The sequence below is a fragment of the Chryseobacterium sp. SIMBA_029 genome (genome assembly GCF_046535275.1).
In the GTDB taxonomy this organism is placed as follows: domain Bacteria; phylum Bacteroidota; class Bacteroidia; order Flavobacteriales; family Weeksellaceae; genus Chryseobacterium.
In genome coordinates, this window is sequence record NZ_JAWRXA010000003.1 from 128,670 (window position 1) to 146,406 (window position 17,737).

At 35.9% G+C, this 17,737-nt stretch carries 15 protein-coding genes; 4 read left to right on the plus strand and 11 right to left on the minus strand.

Features of this window, described 5'->3' with window-relative positions:
- The first annotated feature begins 102 nt into the window (after nt 1-102).
- Nucleotides 103-855 carry a hypothetical protein gene (locus SB679_RS06095; protein WP_410701400.1) on the plus strand — a complete coding sequence of 251 codons (753 nt, stop codon included), beginning with the start codon at nt 103-105 and terminating at the stop codon, nt 853-855.
- 56 nt (nt 856-911) lie between these two features.
- Here the strand turns inward: SB679_RS06095 and serS are convergent, their stop codons facing one another.
- The 9 genes from serS to SB679_RS06140 form a co-directional block, all read right to left on the minus strand.
- The gene (serS, locus tag SB679_RS06100) at nt 912-2,180 is read right to left on the minus strand and encodes a serine--tRNA ligase (protein ID WP_034709321.1); all 1,269 of its coding nucleotides are present in this window, start codon (nt 2,178-2,180) and stop codon (nt 912-914) included.
- A 67-nt stretch (nt 2,181-2,247) separates the two neighbouring features.
- Complete coding sequence (locus SB679_RS06105) at nt 2,248-2,757, minus strand: hypothetical protein (protein ID WP_410701401.1); 510 nt, start codon at nt 2,755-2,757, stop codon at nt 2,248-2,250.
- A gap of 26 nt (nt 2,758-2,783) precedes the next feature.
- On the minus strand, nt 2,784-4,028 hold the full coding sequence (locus tag SB679_RS06110; protein ID WP_410701402.1) for an oligosaccharide flippase family protein: 1,245 nt from the start codon (nt 4,026-4,028) through the stop codon (nt 2,784-2,786).
- Entirely contained in the window at nt 4,025-5,155 is a 1,131-nt protein-coding gene (locus SB679_RS06115; RefSeq protein ID WP_410701403.1) for a glycosyltransferase family 4 protein, read from the minus strand. Before SB679_RS06115 ends, SB679_RS06110 begins: the two co-directional genes overlap by 4 nt.
- A gap of 9 nt (nt 5,156-5,164) precedes the next feature.
- Complete coding sequence (locus tag SB679_RS06120; protein WP_410701404.1) at nt 5,165-5,650, minus strand: hypothetical protein; 486 nt, start codon at nt 5,648-5,650, stop codon at nt 5,165-5,167.
- Nucleotides 5,651-5,757: 107 nt separating this feature from the next.
- Nucleotides 5,758-6,543, minus strand: coding sequence for a (Fe-S)-binding protein (locus tag SB679_RS06125; protein ID WP_410701405.1), 786 nt, complete (start codon nt 6,541-6,543; stop codon nt 5,758-5,760).
- Nucleotides 6,544-6,621: 78 nt separating this feature from the next.
- Nucleotides 6,622-7,965 (minus strand): 4Fe-4S dicluster domain-containing protein, encoded by a 1,344-nt coding sequence (locus SB679_RS06130; protein WP_410701406.1) that lies wholly within the window; start codon nt 7,963-7,965, stop codon nt 6,622-6,624.
- 6 nt (nt 7,966-7,971) lie between these two features.
- Nucleotides 7,972-8,922: an MlaD family protein gene (locus SB679_RS06135; protein WP_410701407.1), complete on the minus strand. Its 951-nt coding sequence runs from the start codon at nt 8,920-8,922 to the stop codon at nt 7,972-7,974.
- A gap of 126 nt (nt 8,923-9,048) precedes the next feature.
- On the minus strand, nt 9,049-11,202 hold the full coding sequence (locus SB679_RS06140) for a SurA N-terminal domain-containing protein (RefSeq protein ID WP_410701408.1): 2,154 nt from the start codon (nt 11,200-11,202) through the stop codon (nt 9,049-9,051).
- Between the two features lie 260 nt (nt 11,203-11,462).
- Here SB679_RS06140 and lon point away from each other — a divergent pair, with 260 nt between their 5' ends.
- Both lon and SB679_RS06150 read left to right on the plus strand, forming a co-directional pair.
- Nucleotides 11,463-13,868 (plus strand): endopeptidase La, encoded by a 2,406-nt coding sequence (lon, locus tag SB679_RS06145; RefSeq protein WP_410701409.1) that lies wholly within the window; start codon nt 11,463-11,465, stop codon nt 13,866-13,868.
- A 220-nt stretch (nt 13,869-14,088) separates the two neighbouring features.
- Nucleotides 14,089-15,201 carry an AI-2E family transporter gene (locus SB679_RS06150; protein WP_410701410.1) on the plus strand — a complete coding sequence of 371 codons (1,113 nt, stop codon included), beginning with the start codon at nt 14,089-14,091 and terminating at the stop codon, nt 15,199-15,201.
- Nucleotides 15,202-15,272: 71 nt separating this feature from the next.
- Here SB679_RS06150 and SB679_RS06155 read toward each other — a convergent pair whose 3' ends face one another.
- Entirely contained in the window at nt 15,273-15,527 is a 255-nt protein-coding gene (locus SB679_RS06155) for a bacteriocin-like protein (protein WP_410701411.1), read from the minus strand.
- Between the two features lie 159 nt (nt 15,528-15,686).
- On the opposite strand from SB679_RS06155, the gene SB679_RS06160 reads away from it, so the two are divergent.
- Complete coding sequence (locus SB679_RS06160; RefSeq protein WP_410701412.1) at nt 15,687-16,064, plus strand: MauE/DoxX family redox-associated membrane protein; 378 nt, start codon at nt 15,687-15,689, stop codon at nt 16,062-16,064.
- Between the two features lie 123 nt (nt 16,065-16,187).
- Here SB679_RS06160 and SB679_RS06165 read toward each other — a convergent pair whose 3' ends face one another.
- Nucleotides 16,188-17,546: an acyl-CoA dehydrogenase family protein gene (locus tag SB679_RS06165; RefSeq protein ID WP_410701413.1), complete on the minus strand. Its 1,359-nt coding sequence runs from the start codon at nt 17,544-17,546 to the stop codon at nt 16,188-16,190.
- Nucleotides 17,547-17,737: the final 191 nt, after the last annotated feature.

Genomic DNA, 17,737 nt, shown 5'->3' on the forward strand with positions numbered 1-17,737 from the left:
TGTTAGATTTTTAGATTTCAGACGCTAGATTTCAGATTACAATCGTTGAATAATTATATTATTATTTGAAATTCAACACTTTATCATTACTTAATTAAGACCATGTATAAAAACTTTTTTCTATTTTTCATCAGTCTGTTTGTTCTGCATTCCTGTACTATTAATTCAGAGATCGTCTATCATAAAGATGCAGCATCAACTTCTGTAACGGATGTAGACATGCGGGAATTTATGGCCGAAATGAAGGCAATGACTCCGGATTCATTACAGCAAAAGGAATTTACAGATCTTGATAAACTCCCTACTGTATGGACGAGCCTCTATGAACTCGAAAAAAAAGAAAAAAAGTTAAAGACCAATGATCCGGATTCCATCAGAATCATGAAAAAGATTTTCATGAAATCCAGTAAGGAAAATAACCACCCAGCAGGATTTGCTTTAAAACTGGAACATTTTACAAAAGCCGATTTTAAATCTTTAAAAGATTTTACTAAACAGGAAAAACTTCCTCTGGAGCAAAATCTATTTAACGATTGGGATGGGAAAACATTAACGATAGACACCCGGGATTTTAATCTTAAAAATGTTCAAAAGGCACTGGACTCTAAAACATCCCCTGAAGAAAAATCAGATGAAGAAAGTGGAAAAACAGAAGGAATGATGATGATGTTTTTCAAAAAGGTGGGTGCCACTCTGAAATTTGAGAATAAAATACAATCAATTACCGGAAAGCACGACTGGCTGAAACAGGTTGATGATCACTCTGTAAGGATAGAATATGATCTTAAAGCATTATATGACAAAGAAGCCAAGTATAAAAATGCAGACCAGAAAATAATCATCGTTACAGAATAAAAAAACAATGCCCCTTCCGATAATCGAAAGGGGCAATTTTATAAAGTTATCATTTTCTAGTTGATGATATCAAACCTTGCGTATTCAGCTACCTTTTTAGGAAGCTTAATTCCTTCTTCTGTCTGATTATTCTCAAGAAGCGCTGCCATAATTCTTGGCAATGCCATTGCAGAACCGTTTAAGGTATGTACAAGCTGAGATTTTCCGTCTGTTTTGTAACGACATTTCAAACGATTGGCCTGGAATGTTTCAAAGTTAGAGACAGAGCTTACTTCCAGCCACATTTCCTGAGCAGCACTCCATACTTCAAAATCGTAGGTCATAGCCGCTCCAAAACCTGTATCTCCACCACATAGTCTTAATACACGGTAAGGAAGTTCAAGATCTGTTAAAATCTCTTTGATATGCTCTACCATTTCTTCCAGCACAGCATAAGAGTTTTCAGGCTTTTCAATTCTTACAATCTCTACTTTTTCAAACTGGTGAAGACGGTTCAGCCCTCTTACGTGAGCTCCATAACTTCCCGCTTCTCTTCTGTAACACTGAGAAAAAGCGGTATTTTTAATTGGCAGGTCTTTTTCATTCAATAAAACATCACGGTATAGGTTGGTTACCGGAACTTCTGCCGTAGGAATCAGGAATAATTTATCTTCATTGATATAATACATCTGCCCTTCTTTATCCGGCAATTGTCCTGTTCCAAAACCTGAAGCTTCGTTCACTACGTGAGGAGGATTCACTTCCATGTATCCTTTCTCCACATTCTTATCAAGGAAATACTGCACTAAAGCTCTCTGCAATCTTGCCCCTTTTCCTAAATAAACCGGAAAACCGGCACCTGCAATTTTCACTCCTAATTCAAAATCAATCAGGTTATATTTCTTGGCAAGTTCCCAGTGAGGAATTGCTCCTTCTCCAAGACCTTCTACGTCATGAGACTGATAAATAATCTCATTATCATCCGCTGAAGCACCGCTTTTTACCAATTCATTCGGAATATTCGGAATTTGATATAAGATATGAAGCAATTGTGTTTCTAATGCCGCCAACTGACCTTCTAATTCTTTACTCGACTCTTTGAACTGTGCGGTTTTAGATTTTGAGGATTCTGCTTCTTCTTTTTTTCCTTCTTTCATTAAAATTCCAATTTCTTTGGAGATTTTATTGATTTCGGAAAGTTGGGAATCCAATTCAAACTGAATCTTTTTTCTTTCGTCGTCAGCAGCGATCGCATCGTCCACCAACTCAAGATTTTTGAATTGTCTTTTTTTAAGACCTTCTAAAACGCGTTCCTTATGGTCACGCAAAAAATTGACTTGTAACATTTTATTTTAGATGTTAAATATTAGATGTTAAACTTAAAACTAAGCTAACTGTTATACAAATTTAAAATTATTTTATGATAGTAACCGTATTTATGGAATTCGGAGCATCTGCTTCCTTGGTAAATTTCACTTCTCCATTATAAATTACCTTCGAAACCTGAAATACTGCCGGGGTCCAGCGGTACTGAATTTCCATCGTATCATTAATTGTATCCGTCACATTGTTGATGGTTCTTCTTAAAGAAAGCACCATGTTGGAGCGGTACGTTCTGTTTTCCGGGCTTACCGAATCCAATGTCACCCTTTTCGCTCCTGCAATGTATTCCATATAATACAGCGAATCTGTGGTCATCCTAAGCGGTATACTTACTGGAGCAATATCACTGGTTCCATTCTGATCATTTACAGAAAATCCGATAAATGATCCGGCTTTCGTGCTGTTAAGCAAATCCTGTCCGGCACTGTTTTTTATATAAATGTTCATGATCTGATCGATTCTTTGTATAGAATCGTCATCTCTGGTGCAACTGAGAGTCGCAAAAAGCATAAGCAATATCCCAAAAACAGAATTCTTCATAAGACAAAGGTAATAAAGATTTATAATTAAGGAAGTTTTCTCAGATACAAAAAGAAAAAAATAAGACAAGAAAACCCTGATATCAGCAAGGTGGATGTCATTGCAATTGCCATACCTGCAGTTCCATAGATTGGTATTAACAAATAGGCGGTTATTGCGAGGAACATAAGAGAAGCTACGCCAACCCAAGTATTAATTTCAACTTTCCCTACAGCCGGAAGGAGATTTCCATATAGATTCCGGGTGAGCATTCCTATATTGAAACCTACCAGCAAAATCATCATCAATTCTGAGTTATCAACATATGCAATTCCAAAAAACCATTGTAAAATGTAGTGACTAAAAAAAATAAAAAAAACAAATATTCCGATACATACAGGAATAAACACTTTATGGTAATTAATGATATAGGATCTTAAAAAAAATTTATTTCTATAATTTTTTGAGAGCATAGGAAAATCACTTTGCATAAAGCTAGTTGCTAAAAATGTAATATTAGAAGGTATTAAAATAGCAACACGATAATGAGCAACAGCATTTTCATTCATTAAAAAACCAAGTAAAAGAATATCTAAAGAAAACAAAGCATCAGAAATAAGTGATGTAGCGGCCGTAAACGCACCATACCGCCACATTTCCTTGTAGTTTTCAGGAATAAATTTATGAAATGAATAAATCTCTTTATTAAGCCAAAATAAAGAAAGGTATGGCGTAACCGCGATCGCAATCAAATAGCCATAAAATTTAAAGAAATAGGTGAGAATAAGTATTAAAGCCAATCCCCCGATATTGATTAAATTATTAATATGGGCAAAAGTTTTATTTTTTGAAGTAATACGGTAAAAAGACTGTATATGGTTTACAAAATAAAAACCACCCAAGCGTATCGCACAGAATATAAAAATAACTAGAATATCATCATATTTATTAAAATAAAAAAGGGATATTGTTAAAAAAATGACAATAAGAATAATCTCAAAAAAAATTCCTTTGAAAAAAAAATAAGAGGAGATCTTTTGCTTTTCAACCGTATCAGTAGATAAGGAACCAAACCTGAGTAAACTTTGTCCGCTCCCGAATCCTGTGAAAGGAACAAAAATTGTCAGTAATGAAAGCAATATGCTTAAAATTCCAAATTCTTTTTCCGGCAGTAATCTGATAATTAATATTGAGCCTACAAAACCACAAATCTTTGCGATAAGAAATGAAAAAAAAATGTGATGTCCACTATTATTTAGAAAGCTTTTCAAAAAATCTTTTAAACTTTTCACAATTGCACATTTTTAGTAATAACTTCATCATAAATCTTTACGAATATTCTTCCAACAACTTCTTTCGAAAAAGTATTTTTAGCATAGTTTGCTAGTTCTTTCCTATCATAACTTATATTGTTCTCTAGCATACTTATCATTGCCTTTTCCAATAAATCTTCACTTGGTTTTTCTAATAAAATTCCAAAATTTTCAGGAAAAAATTCAGATACTCCACCCACATTAGTGGAAATTACTCTTATACCACTTGCAAATGCTTCTGCAATTACGCACGGCTGGTTTTCATAATCACTAAACAGAATAAAACAATCTGAATGATGCATTCGATCTGCAACTTGCGGCAAAGTCTGGATTCCAAAAATCTTTATTTTCTGTTCTAAATTTTCTTTTTGAACTATTCTATTTAATTTAGAAATATCTCCATCACCACCAATCTGCAAGTTAAAATCATATCCTTGTTTTAAAAGTTTTATAGCGACATTTATAATTCTATCTGCATTTTTTCCTGGAATTAAATTAGAAATATGAAGAAATATAAATATTGAATTTGCTTCTGATTTAGATAAAAAAAGATGGGTATCTACTACATTCGGAATTACTTTCATAGGAGTGCGTACTCCCAAAAACTGCAAGCTATCTTTAAGATTATTACTTACAGGTAGAATATAATTTGCATTTCTAGCTATATATTTTGCAATTATCTTGACAGTATGTGCTGTCTTAAATAGATTGTTTTTTTGTAATGCAGACCAATGTTCACTCACTACAAAAGGTATTTTATATTTCTTCTTCAAATAAACAGCAAACAACATCGTGTTATGAAGAACGTTAGCGTGCACCACATCAGGTTTCTGCACATTGGAAAACCCCATTTTGTAAGCTTTCATACGCCTTAAAAAATTCACAACAGGGTTACTGGAGTTTTTATAATAAATGATAAGCGTTCTAATATCATTTATTATTTTATCATCAAAAATAAATTCTTCTTTTTGATTGTTATCTCCAATTGCATGCAATATTTCTACATCATGCAACAGCGCAACGGCTTCCGCATGACGCTGTACAAAATTTCCATTAGTAGGCTCCAATTTGTTAGGAAACCATGAAGAAATAAAGAGTATTTTCAATAGGAATTATTATATTGAAGATGCCCAGCTTCTCCCAAACGGCAGTAAAAAGTTACTTAAAAATTCCAGATAGGTATTTTTAGAGAAATCAAACACTTCTATTTCTTTTGATAATTCTCCGCTTCTTAGTTTTGATTTAAATTCCTGCAGTTTCAAGGTCTTTACTGTTCCGTTTTCTACAAAACTTGCTTTCATTCTGTCGAAAAGTCCCAGTTGATATTCTGCATCAATTTCTCTCATGATCTTCCCTAATGCATCGATACTGCATCCGGAAGCCATTTCTTTCTCTTCATCTACACAGATAATGATGAATTGATTCTTTTCGATCTTAAAAGATGAAGAAAGAGGTTTTCCATGTGCTGCCCAACCGGCCAGAAAATCATATAATTTTTCTGTTATTACTTTGGCTTCTTTGGTCTCAAAAGGTCTTGAAGCCGGGTATATAATGACTCTGTAGTCGTTGGTTTCTACTATATTTGATTCTTCAATTTTCATATCCTTCCAATTTAAAGTATAAAATTAATAAATATTCCTGAGTTTATGATAAACAAAAACCCAAGCTGAGGCCTGAGTTTAAATTTTATGCTATTATGGACTGCTTTCTACAGATCATCTGCTTCAGCAAGAAGCTCTACGATATCTTTTACAGCAACCTCTTCATTTTTATTAAAGTGCTTTACCCCATCTGTCATCATGGTATTACAGAACGGGCATCCCGTTGCAATAACTTTAGGTTCAAATGATAAAGCTTCTTCGGTTCTTTCGATATTAATATCTTTATTTCCTTTTTCTGGTTCTTTAAACATTTGCGCTCCTCCGGCACCACAGCAAAGCCCATTGGTTTTGCATCTTTTCATTTCTACCAGCTCCGCATCAAGCTTTTCTAAAAGCATTCTAGGAGCCTCATATTCATCATTGGCTCTTCCCAGGTAACACGGATCATGAAAAGTGATCTTTTTCCCTTTGAAAGCACCGCCTTCAATCTTCAACCTACCCTCTTCCATTAATGTTTTAAGAAACTGCGTATGGTGTACCACATCAAAGTGACCACCTAAGCTTGGATATTCATTTTTCAACGTATTAAAACAGTGAGGGCAAGCCGTTACGATTTTTTTTACTTCATAGGCATTCAGGACTTCAATATTCGTTAATGCCATCATTTGAAAAACGAATTCATTTCCTGCACGTTTTGCAGGATCACCGGTACAGCTTTCTTCCTGTCCCAGCACAGCAAATTCAACCCCTATTTTATTAAGTATCTTGCAAAATGCTTTTGTAATTTTTTTAGCACGGTCGTCGAAACTTCCTGCACAACCTACCCAAAATAAAACTTCAGGTGCTTTTCCTTCGGCAGCATATTCTGCCATTGTTTTTATATTGAAATCCATTTCTTCAAATTTACCAATATGCCAATGTACCAGTTTCCCAATGATTGCTACATTGTTACATTATTTTACATTGTTACACTAATTTTCGTTGGCCCAGTTCAAACGATCTGCCTGATTATACTGCCAAGGTGCGGCATTGTTCTCGACATTCGTCATCATTAAATTCAGTTCCTGTGGTGCAGCAGACTGTTCCATTACCAGGAATCTTCTCATCTCAAAAATGATAGACAGCGGATCCAGCAAGATAGGACAAGCCTCAGTACAGGCATTACATGTAGTACATGCCCAAAGTTCTTCTTTTGTGATATAATCGTTCAGCAGTTTTCTGCCGTCATCTACGAATGCTCCGTTTTTATCAATGTTTTTTCCTACTTCTTCCAAACGGTCTCTCGTCTTCATTAAAATCAATCTTGGAGAAAGTTTTTTGCCTGTAATATTTGCCGGACATACAGAAGTACATCTTCCGCATTCTGTACATGAATAGGCATTCAGCAACTGCACCTGATTAAGATCAAATACATCTTCAGCACCGAATTTAGAGGGAACATCAGCTTCAGTTCCTTCTGCCGGAGCAGCATAAGGGTCTGCATTCGGATCCATCATCAATTTAATTTCTTTCGTTACAGATTCTAAATTGTTGAATTTTCCTTTCTTTTCAAGATTAGCATACCATGTACTAGGGAAAGCCAAAATAATATGCAGATGTTTTGAATAATACAGGTAGTTCATGAAGAAAAGGATTCCCACAAAGTGGAACCACCAGGCAGCTTTTTCTGTGAATATTAAAAAGCCATTATTAAAACTGAAAATTTCTAAAAACGGAACAAAGATCATTTCACTGATCGGGAATGATCCGATATGATGGAAACCTTCTACCCCTCTCGTTTGCAAAATGAAATCTGAAGCATTCATTTTGAAGAATGCCATCATCAGGGCAAATTCTATGATAAGAATCCAGTTGGCATCATGTTTTGGCCATCCAAAAAGTTCTTTCATCGTTAATCGCTTAACTCCGTAAAAATTTCTTCGGATAAAAAACACGACTACTCCAATCACAACAAGAAGTGCGAGAACTTCTAATGTTGCGGTAAAGAAGTTATAAAAACTATGTCCGAAAATGGAAGACAGGAAACGGTGTGTTCCGAATATTCCGTCAACAATAATCTCAATAAGTTCAATGTTAATAATGACGAAGCCGACATACACGAAAAGATGCAGAATCCCTGCAACCGGTCGTTTTACCATCTTGCTTTGTCCCATAGCTACTCTTGCCATGGTTTCCCAGCGTTCAGATTTCCTGTCTCTTCTATTGATTTCTCTTCCTAATCTGATATTTCTATATATCTTCTGCAGGCTCTTAGCAAACAGCCCAAAACCAGCAACTAATAAAATCAGAAAAATAATATTATCGATATACTGCATAAGGTATTAGTCTTTATTGTTCTTACCAAAAACAGAGAAGTTGATGTACCTTTTAGGATTCGCCTTCATATCTTCAATCAATGAATTCAGATTGGTAGATGCTGAATTCAGATTGTTATAAAGCTGCTCATCTTTCATCAGCTTGCCTAAGCTTCCCTGACCATTATCAACACCGGCAATTACCTGATTAAGTTTTCCTACCGTAGCATCTAAGTTGGCGATGGTTGCATTCAGCTTTTTCGTATCAATACTTTCTGCTAAATTTCCGTATTTATCTAAAGTAACTTTTCCGCTTTGCATGGTTAGACTTGCATCATCAAGTACTTTTTGAAGCTTCGGATCATTATGACCTACCAGACTGTTTACATTTCCTGCAGTAGTCTGTAGCGCTCCAACTGTTTTATTAAGATTGGAAAGCAAAGCTTTAATTTCAGCTCTGTTTTGTCCATCTACAATCATGTTGGCATTAGCCATCAGAGAGTCTACACGGTGCAGCACAGATTGAAGCTGATCTTTAACAGGACCTACCTGAGAAGAAAGACTTCCCAAAGTACCCAGTTTGAAAGCTCCCAGTAACGTATCACCGTCTTTTGCAGTTTGTCCCCCGTAAACCAGGTTAATTCTCATTTCTTTACCAGACATAAGTCCAGGTTCGAAAATTTCAAGAGGAGAGTTTTTTGAAAATTCAAATTTATTATCTACCGTAATTTTTACAATAAAATGGATTTTACCTTCTTTTGTAGTCTGTGGAATGATTTTATCAACCTGCCCCACTTTCAATCCATTGATAGAAACCGGAGAAGACTGTGTTAATCCTTCTACGTTGTCATATTTTGCGAAAAATATATTATCGGTAGTAAAAAGGCTTCTGCCTTTCATAAATTGAAACAATAACACAAACCCTACAATGGCTAAAAGTGCTATCACACCAGCTTTTATTTCTTTACTGAACTTCACTTGCTAAATTTTTTCTAATGAGCAAATATAACACATTTTAAATTAATGTTTTTCTTTATTGCTCTGCGTTAAATACAAAAAAAGCAGCAAAATATTTTGCTGCTTTTTATAGATATGAATAATTTCTTATTGTTGTTGATTTCCTACCTTGTTCCAGATTTCGATTCTATAGTCATCGATCGCTGCATTATCCTGAAGGCTCTTCATCCAAGCCTGTCCGAACATTCCTGCATTTCTCTGAGTAATAGATTCTGTGAACTGTTTAAGGTCACCAGGTTGTTTGTTGGTTGTTTCATTCTTTTTGATCAAAACATAAACCCCTGTTCCTCCTTCAACAGGATTAGATAGTTTTCCTTTTGCCACACCAAACGCTGCACCAGCCACTTTAGGCTCCATAGCACCAGCCACTGACGGGTTCAATAGGTTAACCTGAGCACTTTGCTTTGATGATGCAAATAATTTAGCAATTTGATCTAAGCTGGAAGCTTTAGCCGCGGTAATCTTATCAGAGATTTGTTTCGCTGCCAATTTATTTTTAACGATAATTTCAATCTGGTCTCTTACTGATTCCGGATCAGCAAGTCCTTTTTCCTGTTTTCCGTTTAAATACACTACAATTTTATCTCCTGTACCTTCTACTGTAAAGAATTCAGTGTCTCCTTTAGATCTCTTTTTATCAAATGCCCAAGCTAAGATCTCAGGATCTTTATCTGTTCCTAACCCTTGAAGCTGTCCGTCAAATCTTTTTGCAGACTTAGGATTAGAGAATTGATAGTTTCCTTTTTTAGCGATATTTACGAAATCGTTGAAAGATTTCCCTTGTACCTGCTGGATAAATCTTCTTGCTTTTTTATCAGTTTCAGCTTCAGTAGCATCAGAAGGCTTAATTGCTTTCGTAAGATTCGCTACTTTATAGCCCATTGATCCTGCTTTTTTATCTTCAATATTGATGATATGGTATCCAAACTGAGTTTCTACCACTCCTGTAGCCCCTTTAGGATTGTTCGCTAAATACGTTAAGAATTCAGGAACAAAAGGAGTTTCTGGAGTTGTCCAGCCTAAGCTTCCACCTTGAGCAGCAGAACTAGGATCATTAGAAAGTTTAAGGTAATCTGTAAATTTAGCTGGATTAGCTTTTACAACAGCTCCGATAGAATCTGCCAATTTCTTAGCCTGTTCCTTGGATCTTGTAACGCCTTGTCCTGCCGGGCTTCCTTTAAATGCAATAAGGATGTGTCTTGATAACGTAGAATCTGAAGTCTTTTTACCTACTAGTTTAGAAACTACATAATAGTTCTGCTCTTTGTAAGGACCAAAAGTCTGCCCTACTGCCGCTGCCGGGATTTGTGCCTGGATAGCCTGCGGTAATTGAGTAGGCTTCACATACTGGTTGTTGAAAGGGGTATCAGAGTTTGCCGTTACGAACATAGAATCATTCTTAGTGTTCTGGAAATTCTCTGCTCCACCGCTTGCATCTGTTCCTCCGGAGTACAATTTTGTAATCTCTTTCTGAGCGGCTGCATCATCAGCTGCACTTGCCTGAGAAGGAAAATAAGCAATACCGATGTTTCTGCTTGCTTCTGCTTTGAACATTACAGGATGCTGCTTAATATAATTATTAAGATCATCCGTAGAAACGTTGATTTTAGTTTTCTGAAGATACGCTGCATAATCAATTTTCACATAGTCGATATCAGCTAACTGATCTCTCTGCTTCATTAATTCTTCAGCTTCTTTTTTACCTGTAGTAACTCCAGTGGAAATATTAGAAAACACTTGTCTAGCCATCAATCGGTATTCGATTGTTTTTCTGGTCTTCAACCATTGGTTGTAGCCATCAGCGTTCGTGTTTTTTAAGTTTTCAATTTCTTTTTTAAGGTCCTGAGTTTTGAAATTACCTTTCTCATCAAAGAACTGTTTGTTCTGTGCAAACATCTGATCATACTGGATCTGACTCCAGAAATAATCTTCCGTTAATTCAAAACCTAACTTTTCAAACTGCTGTTTGATAAGCTTAGATTGCACAAGTAACTGCCAAGCCTGTTCTTCAAGGCCATTTTTCGGTTGACCTTGCTGCTCAGCCTGCTGTTGTAGAATGAAAAGTTGATCATTATACTCCTCACGGGTAATTTTTTCACCATTTACTTTTCCTAAAACATCAGGATTTTTACCAAAAACCTTATCGATACTATCCGGGTTTACCAAGAACGCTAAAAGCGCCAATGCAATTACTCCCATCAAAAGCCAAGGTCTGTTCCTAATCTGTCCTAAAATTGCCATTTTATAAATTATAGTTTTTTATCAGTTTGCGAAAATACACATTTTTAAGAAATTACAGAAATCAAAGCGGTCTTTTTAATTTTTTAAAATTAAAATTATGTAAAAAAGGAAATTTTGGCCATATTTTTTAGCAAAAAACAAATGGCATAAGTATTGTGCATTTTTAGCAAATCATACTATGCCACTATTTTTCAAGGTATATCATGAAATATCACTTTAACGATTTAAAACGAAAATGACAATTTGTCATTCGATTAACTATGACAGAATTTGAAGATATTAGTTTAGAGGAAATGATTAGCGATGGATTTGATATCGTAGCTGAGGAAATCAATCTTTCCGATTTTTCGGAGACTGATAAAAATTCCGAACAAAAAATATTCCCTATACTTCCCGTAAGAAATATGGTCATGTTCCCCAATGTGGTAATTCCTATTACTGCTGGAAGAAAAACATCGATACAGCTTCTTGAAGAGGCACAAAAAAACGGAGATTTCATCGGAATCGTAAGTCAGAAGAACTCTGACCTGGAACAGCCGACTGAAAAAGACATTTACCAAACCGGTACCCTGGCAAAAATTATTAAAATAATAAAACTTCCCGAAGGTAATATTACAGCCATTACCAAAGGTTTTCACAGGTTTAAAATTAAAAATTTCGTAGAAACCAAACCTTATTTTAAGGCAGAAATTTCAAAATTGAAAGATTCAAAACCTAAGAATAAGGAAGAATACGAAGCATTATTAGAGAATGTTAAAGATCTTGCTTTAAAAATCATTGAACTGGATCCTAATATTCCGAATGCCGCGAATTTCGCCATCAAAAACATCAATAATAATGATGATTTATTAAATTTCATATGCACTAACGCGAATTTTGGTTCTTTCGAAAAGCAGAAGCTGCTTGAAGAGAAAAATCTGATGGAAAGAGCGAACAGATGCTACGAAATGATGCATGAAGATTTCAGAAAATTAGAATTGAGAAATCAGATTCATCAGAAAACATCCAAAGACCTTGATAAACAGCAGAGAGAATATTTCTTGAATCAGCAGATCAGAACTATCCAGGACGAACTGGGAGGTGGACCGGAGAGTGATGTGGAGGATTTGATCAATAAAGCTAAAGACAAGAAATGGAGCCTTGAAGTTGAGGAGCATTTTCAAAAAGAAATCGGAAGACTGCAGCGTCAAAACCCGAATTCTCCGGATTATAATGTACAGAGAAACTATCTGGATTTCTTTACAGATCTTCCGTGGGAAACCTATACCAAAGATCTTTTTGACATTGCAAAAGCTGAAAAGGTTTTAGATAAAGCCCATTTCGGACTGGAAGATATCAAGAAAAGAATTTTAGAGCACATGGCTGTTTTAAAATTAAAAAATAATATGAAATCTCCTATTCTTTTACTAGTAGGCCCTCCGGGAGTAGGTAAAACGTCTTTAGGGAAATCTGTTGCAGATGCATTGGGAAGAAAATATGTTCGTGTTTCTTTAGGCGGGCTTCATGACGAGAGCGAAATCAGAGGACATAGAAAAACTTATATTGGTGCTATGGCCGGAAGAATTCTTCAATCCATCAAAAAATCAGGAACCTCAAATCCTGTGATTGTTTTGGATGAGATCGACAAAGTAGGAAAAGGAATCCATGGAGATCCAAGTTCTGCATTGCTTGAAGTTCTTGATCCCGAACAAAATAAAGCATTTTACGACAATTTCCTGGAAATGGGTTACGATTTGTCGAAGGTGATGTTTCTGGCAACTGCCAATTCACTTTCTACCATTCAGACTCCATTGTTAGACCGAATGGAGATCATACAGATCGCCGGCTACACTTTGGAAGAAAAAATTGAAATTGCAAAAAGACACCTTATCAAAAAGCAGCAGGAGGAAAATGGATTGGATACCAAATCATTCAAACTGGGAAATCCTGAACTTAAGCATATTATTGAAGCTCATACTTCCGAAAGCGGTGTAAGAACGCTGGAAAAAAGAATCGCAGGTATTGCCCGTTGGGTTGCCTTGCAGACTGCTTTATTAAAAGAATATGATCCCAAAATTTCTCTGGAAAAAGTAGACGAAATTCTTGGAGTGCCAAGACCGAAAAGTATTTCTGAAATTACCGGAGTTCCGGGTGTTGTTACAGGACTGGCGTGGACGAGTGTAGGAGGTGATATCTTATTCATTGAGAGTATTTTAAGCAATGGAAAAGGAACCCTGACAATGACCGGTAACTTGGGAACCGTCATGAAAGAATCCGCAACAATTGCTTTGGAATATATCAAGGCTAAACATGATGAGCTTGGAATCAGCCAGGAGGATATCGATAAAAAGAATATCCACGTCCACGTTCCGGAAGGCGCCACTCCAAAAGACGGACCTTCTGCAGGAATTGCGATGCTGACTTCAATGGTTTCTTCATTTAAAAATAAGAAAGTGAAACCTCATCTTGCCATGACCGGAGAAATTACCCTACGAGGAAAAGTTCTTCCTGTCGGTGGCATTAAAGAAAAACTTCTGGCGGCTACCCGGGCTGGTATTAAAGATGTTATTCTTTGCGAGGCCAACAGAAAAGATGTGGAAGAAATTAAAAAAGATTATTTAAAAGATCTTAAAGTACATTATGTCAACAGAATGGAAGAAGTAATTGAAATTGCAATTGAAAAATAACAATCTGTTACAACTTATCAATATATCAACACATCTCAAATTTTTGGGGTGTGTTTTTCTTATTATTAAAAAAAACAAAGTACACTTTTTTATCTCTGCGAAACAGAATAAAGTCCTTTAGTTCCTTCACGGAATAGAATTTGCTTAAATAAAAAGAATTTAGTTAAAAAAAACTTAAATTCCACAGCTTTTGTTATTTTTATACTACACACTTGAAACTATGAATTTTCTCAAACTTCCTTTCCTTGTTAACCTCACTCTCGTTGTTGTTTCCGTCATCGGTGTCGGATACCTACTGGTGTTAGGACAAAGTATTTTGGCTCCTTTTTTCTTTGCTTTTTTAATGGCGATGCTCTTTTTGCCTATTGCAACGTTTATGGAAAGAAGACTAAGATTCCCGCGGTCAATCTCTACGATGACTTCCGTGATGATCATGCTGGTAATTTTAACGGGGCTTATTTATTTCTTCGGATCACAGTTATCGAACTTCAGCAAGGATCTACCGCACCTTAGAATGCAGTTCAATACTGTTTTTCACAATCTTCAAAAGTGGGTTTCGGAAACGTTTCATGTTAAGATTGATGAACAGCTGGGATATATAGATCAGGGATTAAACAAACTTTTATCTTCTTCAGGTGTAATTCTAGGCTTTACGTTCGGAATATTTTCAACAGGGCTTGGATTTATATTATTTTTCATCCTGTTTTTCATCTTCATTTTAAATTACAGAAGAGTCTTGAACAATTTCATTGTTAATGTTTTTAATGAAAAACATAAAACAAGTGTGCAGGAAGTGGTTACGGAAATCCGCATCATGACGAAGAAATACATTACCGGACTTTGTCTTCAGGTATTGATCGTTTCTATCCTTGCTTCAATCGTTCTTACAGTTTTTGGAGTTAAGTACGCGGTTCTTCTGGCGGTTCTTACCGGATTATTAAATGTGATTCCTTATCTGGGAATATTCATCTCGCTTTTGATTTCATGTTTCATCGCTTTTGCAACGGGTACTCCTTCAACATGCATCTATGTGGTTATCGGCTATATTGGAGTACATATCATTGATGGAAATATTGTTCTGCCATTTGTTGTAGGTTCAAAAGTAAAGATCAATGCCCTGTTTTCCTTCATCGGGATTATTTTAGGAGAGCATCTTTGGGGAATTGCAGGAATGTTTCTCTGCATCCCGGCCATTGCGATTATTAAAATTATTTTTGAAAGAATTGACGGTTTAAAGCCTTGGGGTAAACTGCTTGGGGAAGAAGAAAAACCCCATAAAAAGAAAAAGAGTTATAAAATATCTAAGAATATCACCTTAAAAGAAATGGATTAAGATATCGGCACGCAATCGGTAACGAATATCATTCAAAATAGAAAGCCCTCAAATGAGGGCTTTCCTGTTTTTTATCCTATCGCACAAAACGGACTCGTTCCATTTGGACAGCTTTGTGTACAAGGAATATAAGTATGACTGTCCGGACAGTATCCTACAGGATCGTCTCCAGGACCTCCAGGGCCTCCGCCTCCACCAAGACAGGGATCACCAACAGGGATTTTACATGGACAACCAACAGGACCAATATCACACGGACCAATACCTATTCCTCCATTAATCTCTTTTAATTCATTACGATTTAGTTTTTGAAGATTTTTCAACATAATACTGTTAATTTAGTTTGATTTGTTGAACAAAAATATAAAATCAAATTGTATTTATTACAAAGAATTTAAAGTTAATACAACAAAATACATAAATTTTATTCTAAAATATACATTGAAAAACATTTTTGTTTTACATTTGATTAAATATCATCAATCATGAAAATCGTAAAATTTATTCTGTGCCTGCTTTTCGGGCTTATGTTTATTAATGCGGGTCTTGACAAGTTTTTTCACTACACTCCTATGCCGAAACTTACGGAGGAACAAATGAAATTATTTGCTGCTTTTGAAGAAATTGGCTGGCTGATGCCGCTTGTGGGAACTGTAGAAGTTATTGGAGGACTGCTATTCATCTTTCCAAAAACAAGAGCATTAGGGGCTATTGTTATTCTGCCGGTAATGGTAGGTATTTTGCTCCATAATGTGTACAGAGCTCCGTCTTCTACTGGCATTGCCATATCTGCTGTCTTATTCTTGATCAATATTTGGATCATTATTGATAACAAAGAAAAATATAAAGCCTTAGTAAGCTGAAAAAGATATTTCTTAAAGTGAGAATGAATCGTGAATGGTCAATTCTGAGTTTGGCAGTCTATTGAAATTTAATTAAAATTGACAACAGATGTTATTGACCCTTCACAATTCACTCATATAAAGTTATACAAAAGCACTGAACCCGGTAATTGATCTTCCGACAATCAGTGAATTGATTTCTTTAGTTCCTTCATAGGAATAGATCGCTTCGGAATCTGCTACAAATCTTGCTACATCATATTCCAGCAAAATCCCGTTTCCACCCATAACTTCTCTGGCTCTGGAAACGATATCTCTTGTTCTCAATGTACAGAATACTTTTGCCAGGGATGCATGTTCATCTTTTAAAATACCTTCATCCTGCATTTCAGACAATCTAAACACCATGGTCTGCATTGCAGTAAGATTGGAAAGCATTTCCACCAGATGTCCCTGGATCATTTGAAATGAAGCAATGGTTTTTCCAAACTGTTCTCTTTTTCTGGTGTAATCCAAAGCACTTTCGTAGGCTCCTCTGGCACAGCCTGTCGCCATCCATGCTACTCCCGCCCTAGTCATTCGTAATACTTTTGCAGTATCTTTAAAAGAATTGGCATTCTGCAGCCTGTTTTCTTCTGCTACAATACAGTCTTTTAAGGTTATCAACCCATTCTGAACGATTCGGAGAGCCATTTTTCCTTTAATTTTTTCAACAGAAAATCCGGGATTATCTTTTTCTACAATAAACCCTTTTACTTCTCCACTGTCTACGTCTTTTGCCCAAATGATAATCAGATCTGCAAATGTTGCATTGCCAATCCATTTTTTCTGGCCATTAAGAACCCAGCCTTCAGGTGTATTTTTGCAGGTTACCGTTAAACCACCTGCCGCTCCTGAACCTACTTCCGGTTCTGTCAATCCGAAAGCTCCTATTTTTTCAAATTTCTGCATCTGTGGAAGCCATTTCTGTTTTTGCTCTTCTGAGCCGCAAATATAAATAGATCCCATTGCAAGCCCGGACTGCACCCCAAAGAATGTAGCAATAGAGGCATCAATCCTGGCCATTTCCATTGCAATAACTCCTTCCATTAAGAAAGGCATTCCCGGACAGCCATATCCTTCATAGGTAACTCCGCAGATATTTAGTTTTTGAAATTTGGGAATCAGTTCGAAGGGAAACTCATCTCTCAGCCAATAATGGTTGACCAAAGGTTTCACCTCTTTTTCCATAAACGCTCTTACCTTAAGCTGAATTTCCCGCTGTTCAGGGGATAACGTATGGTAGATATCGTAAAAATCGCCATCAATAGGCGGCAGTTCTTTCTTTTTTTTATTAGGATCGAGCATCTTCATTAATCCGCCCATCTGTTTATCGTCCAATGTTGAAAAATTCTGCATCAGTTTGGGAAGATCTACTTTTTGAGAAATAGCACTCAACTGATCGAAATCTATGGATCTGAATAATTCTATCGCGTTTCTGATTTTGGAAAAAGTATTTGACATAATTATAGTTTGGATTTGATTTGTAAAAGACAAGCAAAAATCAATCCGCAAATTCCTATAAACGTCTGTATTTATTTTACAAAACACTGATTTTTAAAACATTATATAAAATTCATTATTTACAATTTTTTTACTTGAGTTTTTCAAACATTACAACGGATTCAGGGGGAACTTTGGAGTAAGCAAACAAT

What these genes read in the sequence shown, in the direction of transcription:
- SB679_RS06095 (WP_410701400.1), top strand. Translation starts at nt 103, where the DNA reads ATGTATAAAAACTTTTTTCTATTTTTCATCAGTCTGTTTGTTCTGCAT.
- serS (WP_034709321.1), bottom strand. Translation starts at nt 2,180, where the DNA reads ATGTTACAAGTCAATTTTTTGCGTGACCATAAGGAACGCGTTTTAGAA.
- SB679_RS06105 (WP_410701401.1), bottom strand. Translation starts at nt 2,757, where the DNA reads ATGAAGAATTCTGTTTTTGGGATATTGCTTATGCTTTTTGCGACTCTC.
- SB679_RS06120 (WP_410701404.1), bottom strand. Translation starts at nt 5,650, where the DNA reads ATGAAAATTGAAGAATCAAATATAGTAGAAACCAACGACTACAGAGTC.
- SB679_RS06125 (WP_410701405.1), bottom strand. Translation starts at nt 6,543, where the DNA reads ATGGATTTCAATATAAAAACAATGGCAGAATATGCTGCCGAAGGAAAA.
- SB679_RS06130 (WP_410701406.1), bottom strand. Translation starts at nt 7,965, where the DNA reads ATGCAGTATATCGATAATATTATTTTTCTGATTTTATTAGTTGCTGGT.
- SB679_RS06140 (WP_410701408.1), bottom strand. Translation starts at nt 11,202, where the DNA reads ATGGCAATTTTAGGACAGATTAGGAACAGACCTTGGCTTTTGATGGGA.
- lon (WP_410701409.1), top strand. Translation starts at nt 11,463, where the DNA reads ATGACAGAATTTGAAGATATTAGTTTAGAGGAAATGATTAGCGATGGA.
- SB679_RS06150 (WP_410701410.1), top strand. Translation starts at nt 14,089, where the DNA reads ATGAATTTTCTCAAACTTCCTTTCCTTGTTAACCTCACTCTCGTTGTT.
- SB679_RS06155 (WP_410701411.1), bottom strand. Translation starts at nt 15,527, where the DNA reads ATGTTGAAAAATCTTCAAAAACTAAATCGTAATGAATTAAAAGAGATT.
- SB679_RS06160 (WP_410701412.1), top strand. Translation starts at nt 15,687, where the DNA reads ATGAAAATCGTAAAATTTATTCTGTGCCTGCTTTTCGGGCTTATGTTT.
- SB679_RS06165 (WP_410701413.1), bottom strand. Translation starts at nt 17,546, where the DNA reads ATGTCAAATACTTTTTCCAAAATCAGAAACGCGATAGAATTATTCAGA.